At 55.9% G+C, this 21,652-nt stretch carries 19 protein-coding genes; 11 read left to right on the top strand and 8 right to left on the bottom strand.

What is annotated here, in order from left to right; genetic code table 11:
- Nucleotides 1-3 precede the first annotated feature (3 nt).
- Nucleotides 4-1,428 carry a DUF1501 domain-containing protein gene (locus tag H8E27_01065; GenBank protein MBC8324207.1) on the top strand — a complete coding sequence of 475 codons (1,425 nt, stop codon included), beginning with the start codon at nt 4-6 and terminating at the stop codon, nt 1,426-1,428.
- Between the two features lie 6 nt (nt 1,429-1,434).
- Here the strand turns inward: H8E27_01065 and H8E27_01060 are convergent, their stop codons facing one another.
- The 4 genes from H8E27_01060 to H8E27_01045 form a co-directional block, all read right to left on the bottom strand.
- Nucleotides 1,435-2,013 (bottom strand): DUF2062 domain-containing protein, encoded by a 579-nt coding sequence (locus H8E27_01060; protein MBC8324206.1) that lies wholly within the window; start codon nt 2,011-2,013, stop codon nt 1,435-1,437.
- Nucleotides 1,995-2,540 (bottom strand): YceI family protein, encoded by a 546-nt coding sequence (locus H8E27_01055; protein MBC8324205.1) that lies wholly within the window; start codon nt 2,538-2,540, stop codon nt 1,995-1,997. Before H8E27_01055 ends, H8E27_01060 begins: the two co-directional genes overlap by 19 nt.
- Nucleotides 2,541-2,581: 41 nt before the next feature.
- Nucleotides 2,582-4,156 carry a Gfo/Idh/MocA family oxidoreductase gene (locus tag H8E27_01050; protein MBC8324204.1) on the bottom strand — a complete coding sequence of 525 codons (1,575 nt, stop codon included), beginning with the start codon at nt 4,154-4,156 and terminating at the stop codon, nt 2,582-2,584.
- A gap of 209 nt (nt 4,157-4,365) precedes the next feature.
- Complete coding sequence (locus tag H8E27_01045; GenBank protein ID MBC8324203.1) at nt 4,366-5,361, bottom strand: ThuA domain-containing protein; 996 nt, start codon at nt 5,359-5,361, stop codon at nt 4,366-4,368.
- 183 nt (nt 5,362-5,544) lie between these two features.
- On the opposite strand from H8E27_01045, the gene H8E27_01040 reads away from it, so the two are divergent.
- The 3 genes from H8E27_01040 to H8E27_01030 are packed head-to-tail and all read left to right on the top strand — an operon-like array spanning nt 5,545 to nt 9,161.
- Complete coding sequence (locus H8E27_01040; GenBank protein MBC8324202.1) at nt 5,545-6,765, top strand: PAS domain-containing protein; 1,221 nt, start codon at nt 5,545-5,547, stop codon at nt 6,763-6,765.
- Entirely contained in the window at nt 6,758-8,131 is a 1,374-nt protein-coding gene (locus H8E27_01035; GenBank protein ID MBC8324201.1) for a sigma-54-dependent Fis family transcriptional regulator, read from the top strand. Before H8E27_01040 ends, H8E27_01035 begins: the two co-directional genes overlap by 8 nt.
- Before the next feature lie 40 nt (nt 8,132-8,171).
- Nucleotides 8,172-9,161, top strand: a complete 990-nt coding sequence (locus H8E27_01030) for a hypothetical protein (protein MBC8324200.1) — start codon at nt 8,172-8,174, stop codon at nt 9,159-9,161.
- A gap of 1 nt (nt 9,162) precedes the next feature.
- On the opposite strand, the gene H8E27_01025 is transcribed toward H8E27_01030, so the two are convergent.
- Nucleotides 9,163-9,339 carry a DUF4177 domain-containing protein gene (locus tag H8E27_01025; GenBank protein ID MBC8324199.1) on the bottom strand — a complete coding sequence of 59 codons (177 nt, stop codon included), beginning with the start codon at nt 9,337-9,339 and terminating at the stop codon, nt 9,163-9,165.
- 81 nt (nt 9,340-9,420) lie between these two features.
- On the opposite strand from H8E27_01025, the gene H8E27_01020 reads away from it, so the two are divergent.
- The 5 genes from H8E27_01020 to H8E27_01000 all read left to right on the top strand — a co-directional run bounded on the left by H8E27_01020 (nt 9,421) and on the right by H8E27_01000 (nt 15,389).
- Nucleotides 9,421-9,849 carry a DUF4339 domain-containing protein gene (locus H8E27_01020; protein ID MBC8324198.1) on the top strand — a complete coding sequence of 143 codons (429 nt, stop codon included), beginning with the start codon at nt 9,421-9,423 and terminating at the stop codon, nt 9,847-9,849.
- Nucleotides 9,850-9,920: 71 nt separating this feature from the next.
- Nucleotides 9,921-11,174: a 1-acyl-sn-glycerol-3-phosphate acyltransferase gene (locus tag H8E27_01015; protein ID MBC8324197.1), complete on the top strand. Its 1,254-nt coding sequence runs from the start codon at nt 9,921-9,923 to the stop codon at nt 11,172-11,174.
- A 69-nt stretch (nt 11,175-11,243) separates the two neighbouring features.
- Complete coding sequence (locus H8E27_01010) at nt 11,244-13,091, top strand: hypothetical protein (GenBank protein MBC8324196.1); 1,848 nt, start codon at nt 11,244-11,246, stop codon at nt 13,089-13,091.
- Between the two features lie 118 nt (nt 13,092-13,209).
- The gene (locus H8E27_01005) at nt 13,210-14,637 is read left to right on the top strand and encodes a sialate O-acetylesterase (GenBank protein ID MBC8324195.1); all 1,428 of its coding nucleotides are present in this window, start codon (nt 13,210-13,212) and stop codon (nt 14,635-14,637) included.
- Nucleotides 14,638-14,639: 2 nt separating this feature from the next.
- The gene (locus H8E27_01000) at nt 14,640-15,389 is read left to right on the top strand and encodes a sialate O-acetylesterase (protein MBC8324194.1); all 750 of its coding nucleotides are present in this window, start codon (nt 14,640-14,642) and stop codon (nt 15,387-15,389) included.
- 4 nt (nt 15,390-15,393) lie between these two features.
- Here the strand turns inward: H8E27_01000 and H8E27_00995 are convergent, their stop codons facing one another.
- Entirely contained in the window at nt 15,394-16,173 is a 780-nt protein-coding gene (locus tag H8E27_00995) for an SDR family NAD(P)-dependent oxidoreductase (GenBank protein MBC8324193.1), read from the bottom strand.
- Nucleotides 16,174-16,309: 136 nt separating this feature from the next.
- Here H8E27_00995 and H8E27_00990 point away from each other — a divergent pair, with 136 nt between their 5' ends.
- Together H8E27_00990 and H8E27_00985 are read left to right on the top strand one after the other, a co-directional pair.
- A complete protein-coding gene (locus H8E27_00990) occupies nt 16,310-17,029 on the top strand; it encodes a DUF1028 domain-containing protein (GenBank protein ID MBC8324192.1) in 720 nt (239 codons plus the stop codon).
- A 38-nt stretch (nt 17,030-17,067) separates the two neighbouring features.
- Nucleotides 17,068-18,228 carry an acetylxylan esterase gene (locus H8E27_00985; GenBank protein ID MBC8324191.1) on the top strand — a complete coding sequence of 387 codons (1,161 nt, stop codon included), beginning with the start codon at nt 17,068-17,070 and terminating at the stop codon, nt 18,226-18,228.
- Between the two features lie 57 nt (nt 18,229-18,285).
- On the opposite strand, the gene H8E27_00980 is transcribed toward H8E27_00985, so the two are convergent.
- The gene (locus H8E27_00980) at nt 18,286-19,581 is read right to left on the bottom strand and encodes a PQQ-binding-like beta-propeller repeat protein (GenBank protein MBC8324190.1); all 1,296 of its coding nucleotides are present in this window, start codon (nt 19,579-19,581) and stop codon (nt 18,286-18,288) included.
- Between the two features lie 111 nt (nt 19,582-19,692).
- Complete coding sequence (locus tag H8E27_00975; protein ID MBC8324189.1) at nt 19,693-21,585, bottom strand: hypothetical protein; 1,893 nt, start codon at nt 21,583-21,585, stop codon at nt 19,693-19,695.
- Nucleotides 21,586-21,652 lie beyond the last annotated feature (67 nt).

The following is a 21,652-nucleotide window of genomic DNA, read 5'->3' as shown; positions in this document are numbered from 1 at the left end:
AAAATGGACAATCCAATCCAACTAACCCGCCGCCAAATGCTCAAGCAAGCTGGGATGGGCATCGGCTCGCTGGGCCTAGCCAGCCTGCTCCAACGAGAAGGGCTCGCCGCCAACAATCCATTGGCCGCCCGTCGCCCGCATTTCAAAACCAAAGCGAAGGCAGTGATTTGGTTGTTCATCAATGGCGGACCAAGCCACGTGGATACGTGGGATTACAAGCCGGCATTGGCGCGGCATGACGGGCAGGCACTGGAGGGGTTTGACAAGTTCACCGGATTTTTCTCCAACGCGGTGGGCGGCCTGATGAAAAGCCCGTTTGATTTCCAACAACACGGCCAGTGCGGCAAGCATGTATCATCGATTTTTCCAAACCTCTCGCAGCACGTGGACAAAATGGCATTCATTCACTCTGGCCACACCGAGAGCAATAACCATTCGCCGGCGCTCTTTGCGATGAACTGCGGGCTGCCGCGCATGGGGTATCCGTGTGTGGGTTCGTGGATGACCTACGGACTCGGCAGCGAAAGCGACAGTTTGCCCGCGTTCGTGGCGATGAGTGACCCAAAAGGACGCGGCTTGCCCAAAGGCCACGCGGCCAACTGGGGCGCGGGCTTTTTGCCAAGCGTTTATCAAGGCACGCACTTCCGCCCTACCGGCGAGCCAATTGACAATCTCAAGCGTCCGAAAGAAATGAACGCTACGCAACAGCGGCGGCAATTGGATTTGTTGAAGACGCTCAATCAAAAGCACCTCGCGGACAATCCCTTTGAAGAAGAACTCGCCGCGCGCATCGAAAGTTTCGAACTGGCTTACCGAATGCAAAGCGCCGCGCCCGAGGCCTTGGCGGTGGACAAAGAACCCGCGCACATTCGCGCGCTGTACGGGATGGACGACGCCAAGTGCAAACACTTCGCCGCGCAATGTTTAACCGCGCGGCGGATGGTCGAGCGCGGCGTGAGGTTCATTCAAATTTATAGCGGCGGCATGGAAAACCAACGCAGTTGGGACGGCCACAGCGATATCGCCGGAAACCACACGCAGTTTGCCGGCGAAACCGACAAGCCGATCGCCGGTTTGCTGGCTGACCTCGCCCAGCGCGGGTTGCTCGACGAAACGCTCATCGTATGGGGCGGCGAATTTGGCCGACTGCCGGTGGCGCAAAAATCCGGCAAGCCCGGTCGCGACCATAATCCGCACGCCTTCACGTACTGGCTCGCCGGCGGCGGCGTGAAAGGCGGCGTGAGCTACGGCGAAACCGACGAAGTCGGCCACAAAGCCGCCGTCAACAAATGCCACGTCAACGACCTCCACGCCACGATGCTGCACCTGATGGGAATGAATCACGAAAAACTAACGTACCGCTACAACGGGCGCGACTTCCGCCTAACCGACGTCGGCGGCGAAGTGATTCGCGATGTGATTGGGTAACTACGCCTACGCAGCTTCTTTTTCGCGCAGCACTTCTTCGCGGCGTTCTTTACGGTGGGCTTGGTATTTTTTAAGGCCAATTAACGTGAAGAAGAATCCGATGGCACCGAGCACTACGCCAAACACCGCCGCGCCGGTAGCCCAGCCGGCGAGGGCCTGGAAGAGCTCACCGGAACTGAAGAGTTGTTTCACCGTTACCCAAACTTCACCCAACGGCTTGAGCTTGTCGTCAGCCATAAATTTTGCGCCAAAATCCGGTAGCTTGAGTATTTTGCTGCCGAGGATGAAGCTGGGCGCAATGGTCAGGAACGCAAATAATTTTGCAAACACAAAGCCGGCGATGGAAGCGGCCAGGTGGCCTTTGAGATATTTATTGAGCGGATAAATCAGAAAAAAACCCAGACCCAACGTGGGGAAAAAAATCAACTCCACAAAAATGCCGTAACCCACGCCGCGGGCCACCTGCGCGGGGGCGCCGTGGGTGCGAAGGATTTTCAAATAATCCAAACGCCCCAGCCGATAGAGGCGGGTGTACCATGGATGCAGCGGCTTGATATGGCCGTCGCTCACTTGCCGGTGACCCACGAGAAGGTAATCTTCACTTCGTCTTTGGTGACAATGTTCCCACTGGGCAATTTAGGCGAGGGGGGCTTGATGCCATAGTCGGTCATCTTCACAGTGATGCTACCTTTGACGGTAAGTTTGTCGCCAGCGCGCGATACGGTGATCGGCATGCTGATGGGCTGAGTCTTGCCGTTGATTTTCAACGTGCCTTTGCTGTCGCATTGGCTGAGCGTGCCTTTGGCGGCTTTCACGGTGACCTCGCTGAGAGTGAACTCAATCTTCGAATACTGCTTCGCGTTCATCGCCGCGTGCATCACTTCGTCCATCCGTTTTTTGCCGCTCTTGAGCGAGCGCACGGGGATGAACACCGTCGCCTTGGCTTTAAGCTTGCCGGGCTTGCCGAGCGCGGCGCCGTTAACATCGATGGTGCCGCCAATGAGTTTGCTTTCCACTTTCCACTTGTGCACGCTGGAATCGCCATCAAGCTTCAGGCTACTGCCGAATTTGGATTTGTATGTCTCCGCGACTGCGGGTAGCGCAAGGATCATAATAAATAGGATTATTATATTTTTCATCATATTGTTTTGAATTATATTGCTAAATCGGCGGCGGTGATTTCCACCCGCTTACGGGTGTTCACGGCTTCGTTGGCTTTCAGTGCGATCACGTTTGCTTGGTAGCCTTCAACGGAACCCGCTGCGGGCAACAGGCTGTTGGTGCCGGCGAGTTGTTCCTTCAAAAATTCCACCACCGTCTCGTTGTCCACCTCGCCAAAGGTATCGATGAGATCGGCCACGGTAGTTTTCACCTGATGGCAATTATAAGCAAATGCCTCGAGGCTGTAAAAAATTGGCGTCTGCGTGAAGGCCGATTCCTGATAAAGTTTCTTACCGCCCTTGCCCAGCGTCGTGGCTCCGGCCGCGAGCACCACGCCCGGCTTACCGTAGTGCGCCTCTTTGCGCGCGTACACCTCCCAGCCAATCAACGGCGCGTCAGCTTCTTTGTACATCCACGCCTGCGAGCCGCGCAGCATCACCGCGCTGTTGGTGCCGTGCATCACCTCGTATTCGCCATCGAAGGAATTTGAAAGCGTCAGCTCCTGCGTCAGTGAAAATCCATTTTCATATTCAAACATTAGATTAACCGTATCAGGAACTTGCCGACCATCGCGCCATTGGATGGTGCTGCCAATGCCACTCACGGCCACGGGTTTGAGGTTGAGAAAATAATTAACCAAATCTACCTGATGCATTCCCACTTCGCCAGCGAGCCCCGGCGAAATCTGTTTGTTCAGACGCCAGTTAATCGCCTTCTCGCGCGCGGCATTGGGCGACACGCGGCGCCAACTGGTTTTCTTGTGCCATTGCGTGCGCGCCTGCACCGCCCGGCCAAGCGCGCCCGAGCGCATGAAGGGGAACATAAAATGCCGCTGTGGCTCGCTGCGAAACTGCAGGCCGGCCTGGAAATTTTGCTGCGGCTTGTCGGCCGCCGCCTTGGCGATGGCGCGGGCATCCGCCAGCGTGTGACCCAGCGGCGCTTCGCAGTAAACATGCTTCCCCGCCTTGAGCGCGGCGAGCACGATGGCTTTGTGCTCGTGCGGCGCGGTGGCAATAATCACGCCCTCCACATTTTTATCCGCCAATAAATCCTGATAATTTGCGTAGCTTTCCGCCTTCGGATGCTCACGTTTGGAGCGGCGCAACATTGCGCCATAATGATCACTAACGGCAACCAGCGGCGCGCTTGGAAGCTGCGCCAAGTTGCGCGCGATTTCGCGCCCGTGCGGACCGTAGCCGATGAGGCCCATCTTGATCGGCGGCGTGGAATCATTTGTGCGCCGCGCGGAATCCTTGCCTTCGCTTTCCTGCGCCCGCGCCTCAAATGCCTGCATCATCGCAGCCATGGCGGCCAACGAACTCCCGGCAGCAATAAAATTGCGCCGATTCAAATCCTGTTTGTGCTTACTCATGAAAGGCCGATCAGTGTGGGGAAATTCCCGCTGATTGCAAGTCGGGAGGCAGCCGGACACCCATTTGCCTTTGCGGATTTTGCTTTGGGTTTTCTTCTTGGCGGAAATGAGCTTGCCCACGCACGCGGCGGCAGCGTTAGTCTGCTCCTGAATAATCCCAAAGCCCCTCTCAATCGCAAGGCCCTGTTTTGGCATTACCCACAATATTAACCGTGCATGCCTCCCGCTGAAATCAAAAACCTCGCTGCCCTCCAACCCTCCAAAACCAAAGCCTTCTGCAAAAAATTCGATGCGTGGCGACCTCGGAAAGAGTAGTCGGATTTTTCACACGGATTCCACGGATTCACACAAATTTTTTCCCGTGGTAATCTGAGAAATCCGTGTCTTGAAAAAGAAGTCGCTGACTACTTCAGCGCATCCAGCACTTCCTGGATGAGCTTCATGTCGCGACCGCGGCTTTTCCAGCTGTTCTCGCGAAGGAGGGTGATAAATTTTTCGTCGCCGACTTTGGCCTGCATTTTTTTCACGAGCTCAGCTTGGTCGAGCTTGAGTTTTTGCGAGGCGAAGAGGGCGAAGGCGTTGATACTTTGTTGGGCTTGCACTTCGGGGTTGGGCGCGGAAGGGCCGTCGGTGATTTTGAGCGCCCACTTGAAGCCTTCCACCAAATGTTTTTGGTACGATTCGTTTTTCCACGTGGATTCGTTGTGGCCGAGGTTGGTGAAGAACACGCGGCCCTTGCCGTAGCTACGCACCCAGCACACGGGCACGTGATAGGGCATCTGCGGTTTACTTTTGGCCATGTTCAGGCTGAAGAGCACGCGTACGGCGTTGGGGTCGAAATTATTGTACTGATAAATTTCGTCTTTCCACATGAACGACTTGCCGAGCATGGCCACGGTGGGATGATTGGGCTCGTGATTGAGAAATCCGTTCGTGCTGCCGCTGCCCCACGGGTGACCGGCGAAACTGCCGTTAATCATTTTTACGTAACTGGTGAAACCGTTCTTGCCGTGGAAAGTGTCGCCCGCGCTGTGCGTGCCTACGAAGGCCTTGCCGGATTTGATGAATTCCATCAACGCCTCGCGCGGATCGCCCGCGGGCAACAGCACGCCGGTGGTGTAAAAGAAAATGCCATCGTACTGCTTGAGATTTTCGCGCGTGATGCTCTTGATGGCGTCCTGCGAATTCACCGTGGTGAATACGCCGCTCGCATCGCCAATCTTCGCGAGCGTTTTTTCCACCACACAAAGTTCGTCGCCCTTGCGCCGCACTACACCGTGAGTGAACCCGCGCGATTGAGTGATCACGAGAATCTTTTTTGGCGCGGCCTGCGCCGGTTGGGATTGCAGCATCAACCCGCCCAAAGCGGCCATCACGAAAAAACGGAAGGTGTATTTCATTGGAGTAATTTTCTGACTCATCTGGTGAAGCGCAAATTCAACAGGGAAACGCGGCGCGGTCAAGACTTCACATCCGCAACCCAAAATGAGCCTCTTTTCCGCTCGCCAAACCGGACGCATTGTGAGACATTTTGGCACGCATTTCACTCTATCTTTGGACGGGGCAATGTGGCACTGGCTACGATGGCTACTGAAAAACACAGCTTTTTTGACCGAATCGTCGGGCGAATTGACCAACTTGATGCCGATGGTTTGCAAACGGTCGTTCAACGCTTGGCGCGTGAGCGGGATTTTTTGGGGACGCTCTTCGATACCATCGAGGATGGCGTGGTGGTGCTCGACGCGAAGGCGCATATTTCGTGGCACAATCAATCAGCCGAGCATTTGCTGGGCTTGCCGCTGGCGGAAACGGAGGGGCGCGCGATTGTCGATTATTTGCCGGGGCTCGATTGGGCGGATCTCTGCAACAGCGCGGTGAGTGACAGCCTGACCGTCACGCGGCACGAGCTGGAATTGACGTATCCCATCCGGCGTTTCCTGCGCGTGTACACCGCGGCATTGGTGGGCGAAGGCTCGAGCGGATTGGCGGTGATTGTGAATGACGCCACGGAGCAGCAACAGCAAACATTCGAGGTGATCGAAAGCGAACGCGTGGAGGCGCTCACGCTTTTGGCGGCCAGCGTGGCGCACGAGATTGGGAATCCCCTCAACGCGCTGCACATTCATTTGCAGTTGATGGAGCGCGAGGTAAAAAAACTGAAGGCCACGGACGCGGATGACCCCGATGCGCAGGCAAACTTTGCAGCGGCCGTTAACAAGCTCGATCGTTTCCTCGATATTTCAAAAGGCGAAATCAACCGGCTTGATTATATCATCAGCCAATTTTTACAGGCCATCCGCCCCACGCGTCCGGAGCGCCAGCCGGTGGCGCTCAATGACATCGTGATGGACACGCTCACGGTGATGGGCCCGGAAATTGAAAATCGCGGCGTGACGCTGGAAGAAAATTTCGCCACCGAACTACCGACCGCCCCGCTTGATGCCGGGCAGGTGCAACAGGCATTGGTGAACCTCGTCAAGAACGCCATCCAAGCGATGACCCACGGCGGCACGTTGTCGCTCACCACGCTGGCCGATGCCGAGGGCGTGTGGGTACACGTGGCTGACACCGGCGGCGGCATTGCGCAGGAAAAAATCAACCGCATTTTCCAGCCGTATTTTACCACTAAAGAAAAAGGCACCGGCCTTGGCCTGATGATCGTGCAACGGATCGTGCGCGAACACGGAGGCCGCATCGAACTCGAGAGCCACACTGGAGAAGGCACGACATTTCGTTTGTGGTTTCCGTTGACCGAACAACAACCGCTGCGGCTGACGGGCGGCGAAGAAGAAAACCATGCTTAAACCCACTGTTCTAATTGTCGACGATGAGAAACCCACGCGGAAAGGGCTGCGTGCGGCGTTGGAAGATCGATACGATGTGTACCTTGCCGAAGATGGCGAGGGCGCGGTGCGATTGCTGGAAGAGGATGCCTTTGACGTGTTGCTCACGGATTTGCGCATGCCGGGCGTGGGTGGGCTTGATTTAATCAAGCGCGCCAAATCACTGAGCAAGCCGCCAATTTGCATTTTAATGACGGCTTACGGCAGCGAGGAAATGGCCGTAGACGCCATGCGGCAGGGCGCGGATGATTACATCGCGAAGGGGCGGTTGCAGATTGATGAGCTGGAAATGCGCATCGCGCGCGCGTTGCGATCGAATCAACTGGAATCAGAAAACCGTGATCTGCGTTCGCAGATTGACACCAAGTTTGGCATCGAAAATGTCATCGGCCAATCGCCGGTGATGCAGGAAATTTTTGAGGTCGTCCAACAAGTCGCCCCCGCGCGCGCGAGTGTTTTGGTACTCGGCGAAAGCGGCACGGGTAAGGAACTCATCGCCAAAGCGATCCACAACCTCAGCCCGCGCGGCAAGCAACCGATGGTCACCGTCCATTGCGCCGCGCTCTCCCCAACGCTTTTGGAAAGCGAATTGTTTGGGCACGAAAAAGGCGCCTTCACTGGCGCGCACGAGCGGCGCATTGGCCGCTTTGAACAAGCCAATGGCGGCACGTTGTTTCTGGATGAGATCGGTGAGATTGATCCCGCCATCCAAGTGAAGCTGCTGCGCTTTCTGGGCGAGCGCACCTTCGAGCGCGTTGGTTCCAACCAAACCATTTCCGCTGACGTGCGGCTGATCGCCGCGACTAATCTTAACCTCGAAGAAGCAGTGGCGAAGGGCGATTTTCGCGAGGATTTGTTTTTTCGACTCCGCGTGGTGGAAATGCATTTGCCGCCATTGCGCGATCGCGGCACGGACATTGTTTTATTGGCCAAAGCGTTTCTGGAAGAATTTGCCAAAGAAAACGCCAAAGCCATCACGGAGTTGCACCCCGATGCGGTGGAGACGCTGATGAATCATCCATGGCCGGGCAATGTCCGCGAGCTGCGCACCGCCATCGAGCACGCGGTGGTGCTGTGCCGGGGCGACGTGATCGGCCTGCGCGATTTGCCGCCGAGCGTGCGCGGCGAATCATCGGGGGCATCGCATCCTGAATCCAAAGACGTGCTCGGCAAAAAACATCTTACTGTGGAGGACGCCGAAAAGGCGCTCATCATCCGCGCATTAAAAGACTGCCACGGCAACCGCACCCAAGCCGCCGAAAAAATCGGCATGAGCCGCCGCACCTTGCACCGTAAATTGCACACGTACAATTTGCACGATTTGTAATCCTCCTTGCCCGTGAAGACTGGCCGGCATAACGTCTGGAATGTCCACGAAGCGTCTCAGAATAATTTTCGCGGCCGGTGGACTGTTGGCGGCGGGTTGTGCCACGGGCGCGGGCTACGAAGGGTTCGGGGCCACGGCGGGGGGCAACCGGTTCCCGGTGGTAAAGGTGACTTCGCTGGCGGACAAGGGGCCGGGGACGTTGCGCGAGGCGATTCAGAAGGGCGGACGGCGGATTGTGTTTGCCAAGTCGGGCACGGTGAAGCTCAAGAAAACGCTCGTGATTAAACAGCCGAACGTGACGATTGATGGCCTCAACGCGGTAATTACGATTACCGGCGCGCCGGTGGCGATTGAGGCGACGCACGATGTTATTGTGCGGTTCATTCGGTTTCGCAAATCGCCCGATGACGGCCTCCGCATCGCGGGCGCGTGCCGACGGATTGTGATCGACCATTGCTCCCTCACCGCTGCGGGCGATGGCGCGCTGGACATTACGATTGATTACGACAAGCCGAAAGAGCGGCCCGCCGACATCACGGTTTCATGGTGCATCCTCGCGGGCACGAAGAAGGCGATGCTCATATCGAACGTCGACAACATTTCGCTGCATCACAATTTGTATCTCGGTAACGAGATGCGCAATCCGCAACTGCACGACGTGCGCAATTTTGATTTTCGCAACAACGTGATTCATCGCTGGGGCGTTTACGGCTTGCGCGCGCGCGCGGGATCCACCGGAAATGTGATGCACAATTTTTTCGGGCCGGGCGCGAATCCCAAGAAAAGCCAAAAGCTCGCGCTGGTGCTGATGGGTAAGGCGGAAACCAAATCGCCCGCCGGACCGATCCATGTGGCGGGCAATCTCGGGCCGGGCAAGTTAAACCTCAACTCAATCGGCACCGCGCCCAAGGCGTTGCGCGCACCTGCAGTCACCATCTGGAATCCGGCCCAATCCTATAGGCACATTATCCAGCACACCGGTGCCCGACCGTTGGACAAGGTGGACGAGGCTCTGTTGAAGGGGCTCTAGCCTACTCGGCCACTGGGCGGCGCAGCACTATTTCCACGTCAATCTCGTCGAAGCTGCCGGGCAGGTTGCATTGGGGCAACACAACATTCATCAGCTCCCAGCCTTCGGCGCCCAGTTTGTTCAGCTTTTCCTCTGATACATTGGCGCGTTTAACCACTTTGTATTCCCACTTCTGCATGCGCAAAGTGTAACTGCGAATGAGGAGTTGGCCAATTGTTTTTGGGCAGACAAAGCGTGCCGATCAGATTATTCTTCGGGCATGGAAATTCACCTCAACCGTGACGGCCAGCAAATGGGGCCGTACTCGTTGGAGCAAATTCAGAAACACCTTGCCGAGGGCAGCGTGTTGCCCGCAGATCTTGCGTGGCACGAGGGACTTCCGGAATGGGTGCCGGTGCAACAACTGGCGGCTGCCGCTCCCGCCAAAAAAGAATCGTGGTTCACACTCAAACGTGTGGTCATTGGCTCGGCAATATGGTTTGTGCTCATGATGGCAATTTCGATCGGGATTTTTTATCATATTTTTCAGGACTCAAAAAATAATCGCGAACGAAATGCGCGGGCGGCCAAGTTAGGTGCGGGCATGGGCGCGCTCACGGCGATGGGTTGGGGCGTGTTGTGGTTGCCGTGGGCGGCGCAAGTTGGAAAACGCCGCCGCGAGGCCAAGGCGCGGGAACTGTTGCATTGATATAATCAATAGTTCGTCCGCTCGTTTCGATTTTGTGAAATGGCTGAAATTGCGTATGCTCCATGCCGGCAATGGAAACGAAACCGCCCGGCAAACACAGTAAACCCAGTGGACTGGCCACCGAGACGGCGGAGGTCATCGTGGCCGAGCCGTACGAGTTTGTCCCGCCCAAGAGTGGCACGTTGGTGGCGCGGTTGATGCAGCCGGTTTTGCCGGTTCAGTTAAAACACGCGTGGGGCATTGTGGGACACGAAGTGCGCGGCGTGGAAAAACTGCGCGCCTCACTGGCGGCGGGGCACGGCATTGTGCTGGCGCCCAATCACGTGCGCGATCCGGATGCGTTGGTGGTGGGCTTGCTCACGAAACACGTGAACTCGCATTTTCATTTCATGGCCAGTTGGCACGTGTTCAAGCAGGGCTGGTTTCAGCGATTTCTCGTGCGGCAGCTGGGCGCCTTCAGTGTGCATCGCGAGGGCTTGGACAAAACTTCACTGAACACCGCCATCGATATTCTCGCTGAGGCACGCCGACCGCTCGTGTTGTTTCCCGAGGGCACCGTTTCGTTTCACAACGACCGACTCAGCCCATTGCAGGAAGGCACCTCGCTGATCGTGCAGCGCGCGGCGAAAAAACGTGCGGCGAAAAACGGCCAAGTCGTTGTGCATCCGGTGGCACTCAAGTATCAATTCGCCGGTGATTTGGGAGAAACGCTGCCCACCGCACTGGCTGATCTCGAACGCGAACTTTCGTGGGAACCGCAAACCGAACTATCGCCACTGGAACGGGTGCGCAAAATTGGCACCGGCTTGCTTGGCTTGCGCGAGGTGGAATATTTTGGCGAAGCGCAGAGCGGCGAATTGTTTGAACGGCTCGACCGCCTCATCGATCGCATCCTCGAACCCATCGAACAGAAATGGGAGCGCCCCGGCGAAGGCCGTGGTGTGTATGAGCGGGTGAAGGCGCTCCGCACGGTGATGCTCAAGGAACTGGTGGACGGCGACGCCACGCCCAGCCGCCGCGAACGTTGCTGGAAACAACTGCGCGATTGCACCTTCGCCCTGCACCTCGGCGCGTATCCTGCTGATTATTTGGCTGCCGAACCGTGCATCGAGCGCCTCATCGAAACGGTGGAACGCTTCGAGCACGATTTTAAGTTTGTGGACCGCCATCGGCCGCATCGCGTAATCATTGAAATTGGCGACGCCATTGCCGTCCCCACCCAACGCGACCGCACCGGCCCCACATTAATGGAAAAAATCGAAACCGCGCTATCAGGCCAACTGAAAAAACTGGCCGCAGAACTCAACCAGCCCTTGCCAAAATAAAGCCCCATTTCTCCCAGTAAGGTAAATTATAATAGTGCAATTTAAGTAATCTGATTGTAATCTTTCAGTATGAACCGGATTTTGGAACTAGGTTTGATTTTATTAGTGTTGTTTGTATCGAACAAGCCAGTTGTGGCTGTTCCGCTGGAACTGAACAGCAAGCCCAATGGCAAGGAGAAACAATTAAAACCAGCCGCGCTATCCCCAAAGGCTAAGTTGATGGCCGACTTTAAGGCTTTCGCGATTCGTAAGCGTGATTATGCCAAAGCGATTGCTGCGGAGAATAAGGTGAAACCTCCTAAAGGAGTATGGGATTTTTTTGATGCAGTGATTGCCGGAGATTTTGCAAAAGCTCAAAAGCAATATCGGCCATTAGCGCAGATGAGTGGCCAATACGATAGCCTTCCTCCTTTCTTTGGAGAAGCTTTCTGGGCTGCTGTAATACCTAAATTGGAAAAACTCTTTGAGGTAGAAATATTAGATCGTTGGCGAAAAACAATTGCGCTTCAAAGGGAAAAGAGGGCGAATGATTTTCGGTTTGTTTGGGCGCCGACCATGGAAGTGTTTGGAGCCATGGAGGCGGTGGACATGTGGCATGCGAAATATTTACGAATGTACATGGAAGTCATTATTGAGAGCATCCCCAAGGGCAGCATCTATTTTGGAGGCACGGACTCCGGACGCTTTGCCATCACTTTGGGATGTAAATCACATGAAAAGGCTGATCCTTTTTTTGCCATCACTCAGAACGCATTTGCTGATTTTACTTATTTGAGATACTTGAGGGGATTGTATGGGAAACGCATTTACATTCCTTCGGTTGAGGATAACCAAATTGCGTTCAACGATTATCTGCAGGATGCCATGCAGCGCATGGGGCGCGGACAACTCGCCCCCAACGAAAATGTGACGCTTAATTACCCGTTCCAGTGCCTGGACCCAACCTGTGGCACCCGCCAGCTCATTGCGATCGGACGGTACGAAATGCAAACATTCAAACGGGTGCAAGCACAAGGCGGCTTACCCTGCCCCAAATGCAAAAAACTAATGTCCACCCCGCTCAACCCGCAAATGCAAGTACACGGAAATGGCTCGGTGATGGCGATCAATGCGCTTTTAGCTAAAAAGATTTTTGATAAAAATCCTGAACATGATTTTTATTTGGAAGAGAGTTTTCCGCTTGGATGGATGATGCCACACATGGTTCCGCATGGCTTGATATTCAAGCTGGAACGAAAACCACTGAAGGAATTGCATCAGGACCACATCGCCCAAAGCAGAAAGGATTGGCAGAAATATATGGCACTCTGCGTGGGCGACGCTGTGGTGAAGCCGGAAACCACCGTGGCTGAATTATGCAAATGGGTTGAAACGATTTACATCAAAGGCAATCACGATAATTTCAAAGGCGACGCTTTGTTTTTGAAAGGAAAAAAAGAGGTGATGGAAAAGCTCGAATTCCGGAAAGGACCACCTTGTTCAGAACAGAAAGCGTTTTCGAAAATGAGGTGCGGCCAAGCCCAGTTGTTTTCTTGGCGGCAAACAACCACAAAAGGTGCCGAACTAAAAAAAGTATATGCGCAGGAAGCTGACTTTGCATTCCGCCAAGCCTTCGCCTTGGGCCCAATCTACCCGGAAGCAGCCTTCAAATATGTCCATTATCTAAATTCAAATCATCGCTTCGATGATGCCAAACTAATCGCCCAAACATTTGGCAAAACTTCGCCCGACCAAAAAGACTTGTCGCGCCCATTATTACTTGGAACCCTATCCGTTGAGGAGATGCATTGGGTGTCAAAAAATGAATATGAAAAGGCATTGACCGCCGCTCTTGAGAGGGCGGAGTTGGAAAAAAATAACCCTGATCTTGAGCGCAGAATCGAGGGTTATCAGCGTTTGATAAAGTCCAAAAAATAGTCGAACTTCAGGTATGGATTTTCACGGATTGACTCATCCGTGTGGATCTTGGATTCCGTGTCTCAATTACCAAGTTTTCTGCATTGACGCGGGAGGCAATCGGGGTTGCAATCGGCCCATGACACAACGTCTTTTTCCATTCGGTTGGACTGTCGTCCTATTCACCCTCACCACAATTTTTGCGCAAGCGGAAACCAAGCTGCCGTCCATACTCGGTAGCCATATGGTTTTGCAACGGGACGCGGCGTGCCCGATTTGGGGCTGGGACGATGCGGGCACGGAGGTGACCGTTTCGTTCGCCGACCAAACCCACACAGCAAAAGCCGGTAAGGATGGCCGATGGCAGGTAAAGCTCACCGCCATGAAGGCCAGCGCCAAGGGCCGCGCGCTCACGGTAAAAGGTAGCAGCACGGTGAAACTCACGGACGTGCTTGTGGGCGAAGTTTGGCTATGCTCCGGTCAGTCGAATATGGAATGGACGGTCTCCCGTTCGACAAATGCGAAAGAGGAAATCGCCAATGCCAAGCATCCGCTGATTCGCCATATAAAAATTCCCCATCGCCCCAGCGCCAAGCAGGAGAGCGATGTGCCTTCGACCGGTTGGCAGCCGAGCACGCCGGCGGTTACGGGTAATTTCACCGCAGTCGGATATTATTTCGCGCGCCATCTGCAGGGCGAACTCAACGTGCCCATCGGCCTCATCGGCAGCAACTGGGGCGGCACGCGCATCGAGCCGTGGATTCCGCCGGTGGGTTTTAAGGGTGTCCCCGCGCTCAAAAACATCGCCGACAATTTGAAAGATTTCCCCGCCAAACGCGGCAACGGGGTTAACCACCAAAGCGCGCTTGCGCTGTACAATGGCATGATTCATCCGCTGCTGCCATACACCATCAAAGGCGCACTGTGGTATCAGGGCGAAAGCAACAATGGCGAAGGGATGATGTACTACCAAAAAATGCGCGCGCTCATCGCCGGTTGGCGCAGCGTGTGGCACAACGCCGACATGCCGTTTCTGTTTGTGCAACTGGCCCCCTACCGATACGGCGGCGACCCCACGCGGCTGGCAGGCATTTGGCAGGCGCAACTCAGCGCGGTGAAAAAAATTCCCAACACCGGCATGGCCGTCACCACGGATATCACCACGGTGGGCGACATCCACCCGCCGAACAAACAGGACGTCGGCAAGCGGCTGGCATTGTGGGCGTTGGCGAAGACGTACGGCCAAAAAGACATTGTGTATTCCGGCCCGCTCTACAAATCACTCAAAGTGGAAGGCGGCCGGGCGATTGTGGATTTTGAACACGCCGCCGGCATTAAATCGCGTGATGACAAGCCACTAACGCATTTCGAGCTGCTCACCGCCGAGGGCAAATGGTTCCCCGCCGGCGCGTATGTGCACGAGGGCAAAGTCATCGTATCCAGCAAAGCCGTTCGTAACCCAATAGGCGTACGCTTCGGCTGGAATCAACTCGCTGAGCCCAACCTCGTCAATGGCGCCGGTCTGCCCGCCTCGCCCTTCACCAGCCAGCTCGGCAAAAAACTCTAGCCATGCGCCGCTGGATACTCGGGCTGTTGGCAACATCTGCCTGCGCGCTGCAGGCGGCTGATGCAAACTTCCATTTGTATCTGCTCATCGGCCAGTCAAACATGGCCGGGCGCGGCAAGATCGCGCTGGAAGATAAGGTGGCCGTGCCGCGCGTGTTGATGCTCAACAAGGCCAACGAATGGGTGTCGGCCGTCGACCCCATTTCGTTTGATAAAACCATCGCCGGCGTCAGCCTCGGCCGCACCTTTGGCATCACGATGGCCAAAGCCAATCCAAACCTCAAAATTGGCCTCATCCCCTGCGCCGTTGGCGGCACCCCCATCCGCCGTTGGCAGCGAAACGGAGACCTCTACAAGGCCGCATTAAAACGCGCCGCGGTCGCGCAAAAAAAAGGCGTCATTAAAGGCATCCTTTGGCACCAAGGCGAAAATGATTCCGGCAAGGAAGCCACCGCAAAAATCTACGAGCAACAACTTCACGCCATGATTTCAGCGTGGCGAAAGGATTTGGGTGATAAAAACATCCCCATCGTCGTCGGCGAAATGGGCCATTTTTTTAAGGCAGCCAAATTCAAACCCACCGTCGACGCCGCGCTCAAGGCGTTGCCGGGCAAAGTGAACCACGCCGCGTGGGTTTCCGCTGAGGGCCTCGGCCACAAGGGCGACGTCGTCCACTTCAATGCCGCCGGCTATCGCGAATTCGGCAAACGCTACGCCGTGGCCATGAAAAAACTACTTGGGTTTTCCAAGTAAAACGCTAACTCGTCTCGCGATGCGTCTTGTGGATGGCGGCTTGAGCGGTGCACTTGATTAATATCTCGTCGATGCACACATGCGGCGGGCGCGTGGCCATCCACACCATCGCTTCGGCGATGTCCTCGGCCACCAATGGGTCGAGCCCCACGTATGGTTTGTCAGCCAATTCTTCATCACCTTTGAAACGAACGATGGAAAACTCCGTCAACGCCAGTCCCGGATCCAGCGTGCCCACGCGCACGCCAGTGCCGTTGAGCTCCAGCCGCAGCGTTTGGGTGATTGATTTTTCTGCCGCCTTCACGCCGCAGTACACCGAGCCGTACTCGTACGCCACACGGCCGGCGATGGAGCCAATGTTGATGATCGTGCTGCCGGGGTTCTCCACCATCAACGGCAGACACGCCCGCGTCACGCGCATGAGTCCCAGGAAATTTGACTGCACCATCGCCTCCCAATCGGCGTCCTTACCTTCGGCCACGGTGTCCATCCCATGCGCGCCACCGGCATTGTTTACCAGCACATCAAGCTTGGGCGTTAGCGTTTTTTGCCAATCGACGAAGGCGTTGACGCTCTCGGTACAGGCCACGTCCAATTCATGAACATGCGCCGAGGCTGCGCCGGCCTGTTCGCATTCGGCAGCAACTGATTTAAGCCGATCCACACGCCTCGCGCCAAGGACGAGATGCGCCCCTTCGCGCGCAAAGTGCCGCGCGCCTTCCGCGCCAAACCCCGCCGACGCGCCGGTGATCAATACCCATTTGCCCTTGAGAGAAGTGTTCATACGTGGGCCTGTTGTACCTTTCCGGCCGAAAGAGTCAAAACTTCTTCGTTTAGAATTACAACCAAACGATTGCGCCGGGCCGGGACTGCGCTACAATCCGAGCATGCAACGCTTCGCCAAAATTTTATCTGTGTTCATGGGTGTCATTTGTATCTCTACACAGGCCGCTGAGGGGCCGATTGCCACGTTTTCCATTGTTGCCTTTGATCCGGCTACCGGCGAATTGGGCGTCGCGGTGCAGAGTAAATTTTTCAGCGTGGGCTCGGTAGTGCCGTGGGCTAAGGCCGGCGTGGGCGCGCTGGCCACGCAATCGTGGGCGAAAATTGAGTACGGCCCTGATGGACTGGAGTTGCTAGCCAAAGGCAAATCACCGACGGAGGTGGTGAACGCGCTAACCAAGCCCGATGCGCGGCGTGAGTTTCGGCAACTCGGCATCGTGGATGCCAAAGGCCGCGCCGCCAGCTTCACGGGCAAACGCTGTATGGATTGGGCGGGGCACGTGACGGGCAAACATTTTGCCGCGCAGGGAAACATCCTTGCCAGCGACGCGGTGGTGAAAAATATGGCGGCCGCATTTGAGAACGCACGCAAGACGCCCGAAACCGAACTGGCCGATTGGCTGATGGCCGCACTCGAAGCGGCGCAAGCCGCCGGCGGCGACAAGCGCGGGCGACAATCCGCTGCGCTATTGGTGGTGCGCGAAAAGGGCGGATACAACAGCGCCAATGACCGCTACATCGACCTGCGCGTGGCCGATCACAAAACGCCCATTCAGGAACTCGGCCGCCTGCTTGAGCTGCACAAGTCATTTTTCCGGAGCCGACATTTGGCCCCGCCCAAGCAAACAAAGGAATAGCCATTGCGCGAAGGGAACGCTTCTGCCAACCTTAGCTGATGCAACACCTCTTCCTAGCCCTCACCCTAATTGCATTCGCTACCCGTGCGGCGGAGAAACCCACGCTGTGCGTTGGCCATTATCATTCCGAAGCGGATGCCGTGAAACAACTTGCGCGGCTTGCGGCCACGCATTCCGATCTTGCCGAATGGAAAACCCGCGCGGCAGCCGTGCGGCAGCAAATTCTCACGGGCGCGAAGCTCAATCCGTTACCCAAGCATACACCGCTTAAAGCCATCATCAAAAACAAACGCACCTATAACGGCTACAGCGTGGAAGCAGCCGCCTTCGAGGCGCGACCGGGATTTTTTGTGTACGGCAATTTATACCGGCCCCTGGGTTTCAAAAGCAAACGTCCCGGCATTCTTTGTCCACACGGCCATGCGCGCGGCCCCGCGGGCGGACGACTCCGGCCGGATCAGCAACATCGCTGTGCGACACTTGCGCGAATGGGGGCGGTGGTGTTTTCGTATGACATGATCGGTTTCGGCGATTCGGAACATCTCGGCTGGAAACACAGCCATCCGCAGGCGCTCACGCTGCAAACGTGGAGCAGCGTGCGGGCGATCGATTTTCTAGAGACACTGCCGGAGGTGGACCCAAAACGCATTGGGGTGACCGGTTGTTCCGGTGGCGGCACGCAGACATTTTTGCTGACGGCGATTGATGAGCGCGTGGCGGTGAGTGTGCCGGTGGTGATGGTGTCCGCGCATTTCTTTGGCGGCTGCCATTGCGAAAGCGGCATGCCGATCCACAAGACCGAGCAGCTGGAAACGAATAACGCGGAGATCGCAGCACTCGCCGCGCCGCGCCCGTTGAAGCTCATTTCCGTGGGCGGCGATTGGACGAAGAACACGCCAACGGTAGAGCATCCGTTCATCCGGAAAATTTACAAATACTACGGCGCGGAAGCCAAAGCGGCGAACACCCACTTCGCAAAAGAAGGCCACGGCTATCAGCTTTCCAAACGGCAAGCGATGTATCCATTTATGGTGAAGCACTTGGGCCTGAACGCAAAAGGCGTGCTCGATGCCAAAACGGGTGTGTACGACGAAAGCAAAAACACCATCGAAAAACTCGAAACCATGCGCAATTTCCATTCATTTAAAGAAATGCCCAAGCACGCACTCAAGCCGGGCGCGCAGGTGACATTCAAATGACGCGGCAAGGTAGGGCGTGCTCTTCGAACGCGCCACGGCGGTTTCGGAGAAACCGCCCTACCGGCTTTCAATCCAATACAAAGCCTTGTCAGTGCGCAAAATCAAGGCGTTGCCGTCCACCGCTGCGCTGGCCATGTGTTGGCCGTCGAGTTTATTTTTGGCAAGGACTTTGAATGTTTTGCCGGCTTGAAGCACGGTGGTGATGCCTTCGCGACTGTGGAAATAAATTTTGCCGTTGGCGTGCAGCGGGGAAGCGCTGTAATTACCGCCGAGACGTTCACGCCAGTGAACGTCGCCGGTGTGAGCGTTGAGGCAAGTAACAAGCCCACCGCTGTCATCGACAAAGTAAAGCTCGTCGCCGATAAGGATGGGCGAGGGCTGTTTGGAGACGCCGCGATTGTATTTCCACACGATATCCGGTTTGCCGGTATTTTCATATCGGACAGCGAGGAGTTGCGATCGCATAAAACTAGTGCTCATAAAAAGCATGCCGTGGCCGGTGACCGGGCGCGGCACGACGGAAAACCCAAGCATCCCGTAGGCAACTTTCCACAACTCACGGCCGGTGGCGGGATCGTAGCCGTAGAGCCAATCGCTGGCAGGAGAAAAGAGCGTGTCGCGACCGTTAGCCTTAATGATAAGCGGGGTGCCGTAAGATTTTTTGAGCTGCGGGTTTTCATTCATCTTGCCGGTGCGGGCGGTGCGCCATTTTTCGAGACCGGTTTTTTTATCGAGCGCCACCACGTATTGTTTGTCGCTGCCGTCCATGTGGAAAATTAATAAATCCTTCCAAAGCACCGGCGTGCTACCGGGGCCGTTTTCGTGATTGACCCACAGTTTTTCATTCCGCCACGCCACCTTGGCGGTTTTGGCGTCGATGCACACGGTGCCGTACGAGCCGAAGTGGCAATACACACGGCCGGCTTCAATGATGGGTGAGGGTGAAGCGTAACTGTTGAGCTTGTGAACCCACTGCGGCTGTTTCTTGGTGATGACCTCAAAATTGTGCAGCAGTTTGCCGGTGCGTTTATCAACGCACACGACGTGCAGTTGCACATTGCTAAGGACTTTCACCGGAACGCCACCGGTATTTTTCTTGAGGCGTTCTTTGGCTTCCGCTTCGGTGGCAGCCGTCTCGAAGGCAGTGGTCATCCAAATCTGATCGCCCTCAATCACAGGCGACGACCAACCTTTGCCCGGGATGGGCGTGCGCCACTTGACGTTTTTGGTTTCGCTCCACTCGGTGGGCAGTTTGGCGTCCGCATGCCCTTGACCGGTCGGCCCGCGCCATTGTTTCCAATCAGCTTGAGCGGCGAAAGCGAAGGCGGCGAGCAATAGGATTGTTTTTTTCATAATAAATTATTGTGGCTGCGGACTCGCAATTTCGTCCCTCCCAAATATTTTGGGGCGCCATCATGTTTCAGCACGATGGAGGGACGAGCTTACGGGTCCGTTCGTTCAACTTTATTTTGCGGAAATACGGCGGGCGATGTATTGGCGGATGAGTGGGATTTTGGATGTTGCAGCTAGTTTGAGGGCGCGGGCTTTGTCGGCGGGGACAAGCGGTTCGATGCCGTACCAGTAAAGGAGCGGGAGGTTGTGGTCATCTTTATCCGCTTCATGCGCAATGAGCGCTTCGGCAAGAGACCAGCGTTGATCAAGCGGCAGTCGCTGCAGCGCGCTGGCGAGGTAGAGGCGGACGAATTTGGATCCATCGGTCCTGGCCATGTTCACAAGTTGATCGAGGGTGAGCTGATTCGTTTTCTTTTTTTCCAACGCGCATTGGATGGCCCAGCCGCGAAGGGTTTCGTCCTTGTCGACCATCAGCTTGAGCAATATCTCCGAGTTGAGGCCGAACATCGAGTGCATTGCGAGCATCGCGCGCAGGCGATGGGTGGGGTTGGCTTTGGGATTGAGATAAATTTCACTGAGCAAGCCGGGCGTTTCGGCCGCAGTTGCGGAGATGCCTTCGTCGGGGCCTTGGTGGCGCGTGGCTTCGGCGCGTTCCTGCAGGAGGCGGCGGGCGTGATCGGCGTACCAATCGTTTTTGTGATTTAATAAATCCACCAACTTGCTGTCGTTGAGTTGGGCGAGGTTGAGGTTTTTTACGGGCTTGCAGTTGGTGTGCGACACGCGATAGATGCGGCCGGTGCCGAGTTGATGGACAATGCGTCCGCAGATGTCGGCATCGTTCCAATCAATAACCCACAGCGCGCCGGTGGGGCCGGTGTCGAGATTGAAGCCGAGAAAATGCGGATCGTGCGCGAGCATAAAATCGCCGCCGTGTGTGCCGGCAAAGCCCGAGCCACGGCGCTGGAGGTTGTCCACGTAGAGCATATGATGGTGGATGTTGCCCATGAACGCTTGCCCGTGATATTGCTTCGGGAACGCGCCGCCGTTGTAAATCTGGCAGCCGCCGTGGGCGAAGCCGCCTTTGCGTTGGCGGTTGTTTTTTTCGGAGAACGCGCCGTTCGCATAAAAATACGCGAGGCCGCCTTCGTGTTTGCGGCCGCCATAGTTTTGGTGCACGTGGTCGGCGATGGTTTTGATGTCGTTGTAAATGTGCGGATTAAAATGCCGGCCGCCCTGCCGATGATAGCGCCCGCCCTGCACCATGTGCCACAGGTGCGGGATGACGCAGGCGGTGATAAAGGCCTGGCCGCGGCTGTCAAAATCGAGCCCCCAAGGATTGCTGGTGCCCCACGCGAAGACTTCAAAATCCTTCTTGGTGGGATGATAGCGCCACACGCCGGCGTTGAGCGGCACGCGGTCTTTTTCCGGCGTGCCGGGCCGGCCCACTTTGCTGTGGGTAAACACGCCGTGGCAGCCGTACAACCAGCCGTCCGGCCCCCACACAAAACTGTTCAGCGTTTCGTGCCGGTCCTGCCGGCCCCAGCCATCGAGCACCGCGATGGGATCGCCATCGGGAATGTCATCGCCATTTTTGTCGGGAATAAAAAGCAGATTGGGCGGCGAGCCAACCCACACGCCGCCGAAGCCCACTTGCAGTCCGGTTGGGAAAAAAATCTTGTCGATGAACACTTTGCGCTTGTCGAACCGGCCGTCTCCGTTGGTGTCTTCCAGAATGAGAATGCGCCCTTTCGGTCCTTGCTTGAAGGTGTCGCTCTTGCGCGTTTCGTAGTTCAGATTTTCACACACCCAAACCCGTCCGCGATCATCAAAGCAAAACGCAAAGGGCTGCACCACATCCGGCTCGGCGGCGAATTGCGTGACCGAAAAACCTTCCGGCAGTTTCATTCGCGCGACGGCTTGATCTGGCGTGTACGAAGGTTTTTTCTGCGCGAAAGCCGTGAACGAAACGGCGAGGAACATTAGAATCCAAAAAGTTGATTTCATACGTGGAAAAATTTTAAGGATCAATTCTCAATAATCAAGGAAGATTCAATTTTCAAATCGACTCGCG

The sequence above is a fragment of the Limisphaerales bacterium genome, assembly GCA_014382585.1.
GTDB lineage: Bacteria > Verrucomicrobiota > Verrucomicrobiia > Limisphaerales > UBA1100 > JACNJL01.
Note: the sequence above shows the minus strand (reverse complement) of the source record. Positions and strands in the feature narration are given on the sequence as shown.

Bases quoted from the DNA above. Each gene is read 5' to 3' on its own strand.
- H8E27_01065 (MBC8324207.1), top strand. From the start codon at position 4: ATGGACAATCCAATCCAACTAACCCGCCGCCAAATGCTCAAGCAAGCT.
- H8E27_01055 (MBC8324205.1), bottom strand. From the start codon at position 2,540: ATGATCCTTGCGCTACCCGCAGTCGCGGAGACATACAAATCCAAATTC.
- H8E27_01050 (MBC8324204.1), bottom strand. From the start codon at position 4,156: ATGCCAAAACAGGGCCTTGCGATTGAGAGGGGCTTTGGGATTATTCAG.
- H8E27_01045 (MBC8324203.1), bottom strand. From the start codon at position 5,361: ATGAAATACACCTTCCGTTTTTTCGTGATGGCCGCTTTGGGCGGGTTG.
- H8E27_01040 (MBC8324202.1), top strand. From the start codon at position 5,545: ATGGCTACTGAAAAACACAGCTTTTTTGACCGAATCGTCGGGCGAATT.
- H8E27_01035 (MBC8324201.1), top strand. From the start codon at position 6,758: ATGCTTAAACCCACTGTTCTAATTGTCGACGATGAGAAACCCACGCGG.
- H8E27_01030 (MBC8324200.1), top strand. From the start codon at position 8,172: ATGTCCACGAAGCGTCTCAGAATAATTTTCGCGGCCGGTGGACTGTTG.
- H8E27_01025 (MBC8324199.1), bottom strand. From the start codon at position 9,339: ATGCAGAAGTGGGAATACAAAGTGGTTAAACGCGCCAATGTATCAGAG.
- H8E27_01020 (MBC8324198.1), top strand. From the start codon at position 9,421: ATGGAAATTCACCTCAACCGTGACGGCCAGCAAATGGGGCCGTACTCG.
- H8E27_01015 (MBC8324197.1), top strand. From the start codon at position 9,921: ATGGAAACGAAACCGCCCGGCAAACACAGTAAACCCAGTGGACTGGCC.
- H8E27_01010 (MBC8324196.1), top strand. From the start codon at position 11,244: ATGAACCGGATTTTGGAACTAGGTTTGATTTTATTAGTGTTGTTTGTA.
- H8E27_01005 (MBC8324195.1), top strand. From the start codon at position 13,210: ATGACACAACGTCTTTTTCCATTCGGTTGGACTGTCGTCCTATTCACC.
- H8E27_01000 (MBC8324194.1), top strand. From the start codon at position 14,640: ATGCGCCGCTGGATACTCGGGCTGTTGGCAACATCTGCCTGCGCGCTG.
- H8E27_00995 (MBC8324193.1), bottom strand. From the start codon at position 16,173: ATGAACACTTCTCTCAAGGGCAAATGGGTATTGATCACCGGCGCGTCG.
- H8E27_00990 (MBC8324192.1), top strand. From the start codon at position 16,310: ATGGGTGTCATTTGTATCTCTACACAGGCCGCTGAGGGGCCGATTGCC.
- H8E27_00985 (MBC8324191.1), top strand. From the start codon at position 17,068: ATGCAACACCTCTTCCTAGCCCTCACCCTAATTGCATTCGCTACCCGT.
- H8E27_00980 (MBC8324190.1), bottom strand. From the start codon at position 19,581: ATGAAAAAAACAATCCTATTGCTCGCCGCCTTCGCTTTCGCCGCTCAA.
- H8E27_00975 (MBC8324189.1), bottom strand. From the start codon at position 21,585: ATGAAATCAACTTTTTGGATTCTAATGTTCCTCGCCGTTTCGTTCACG.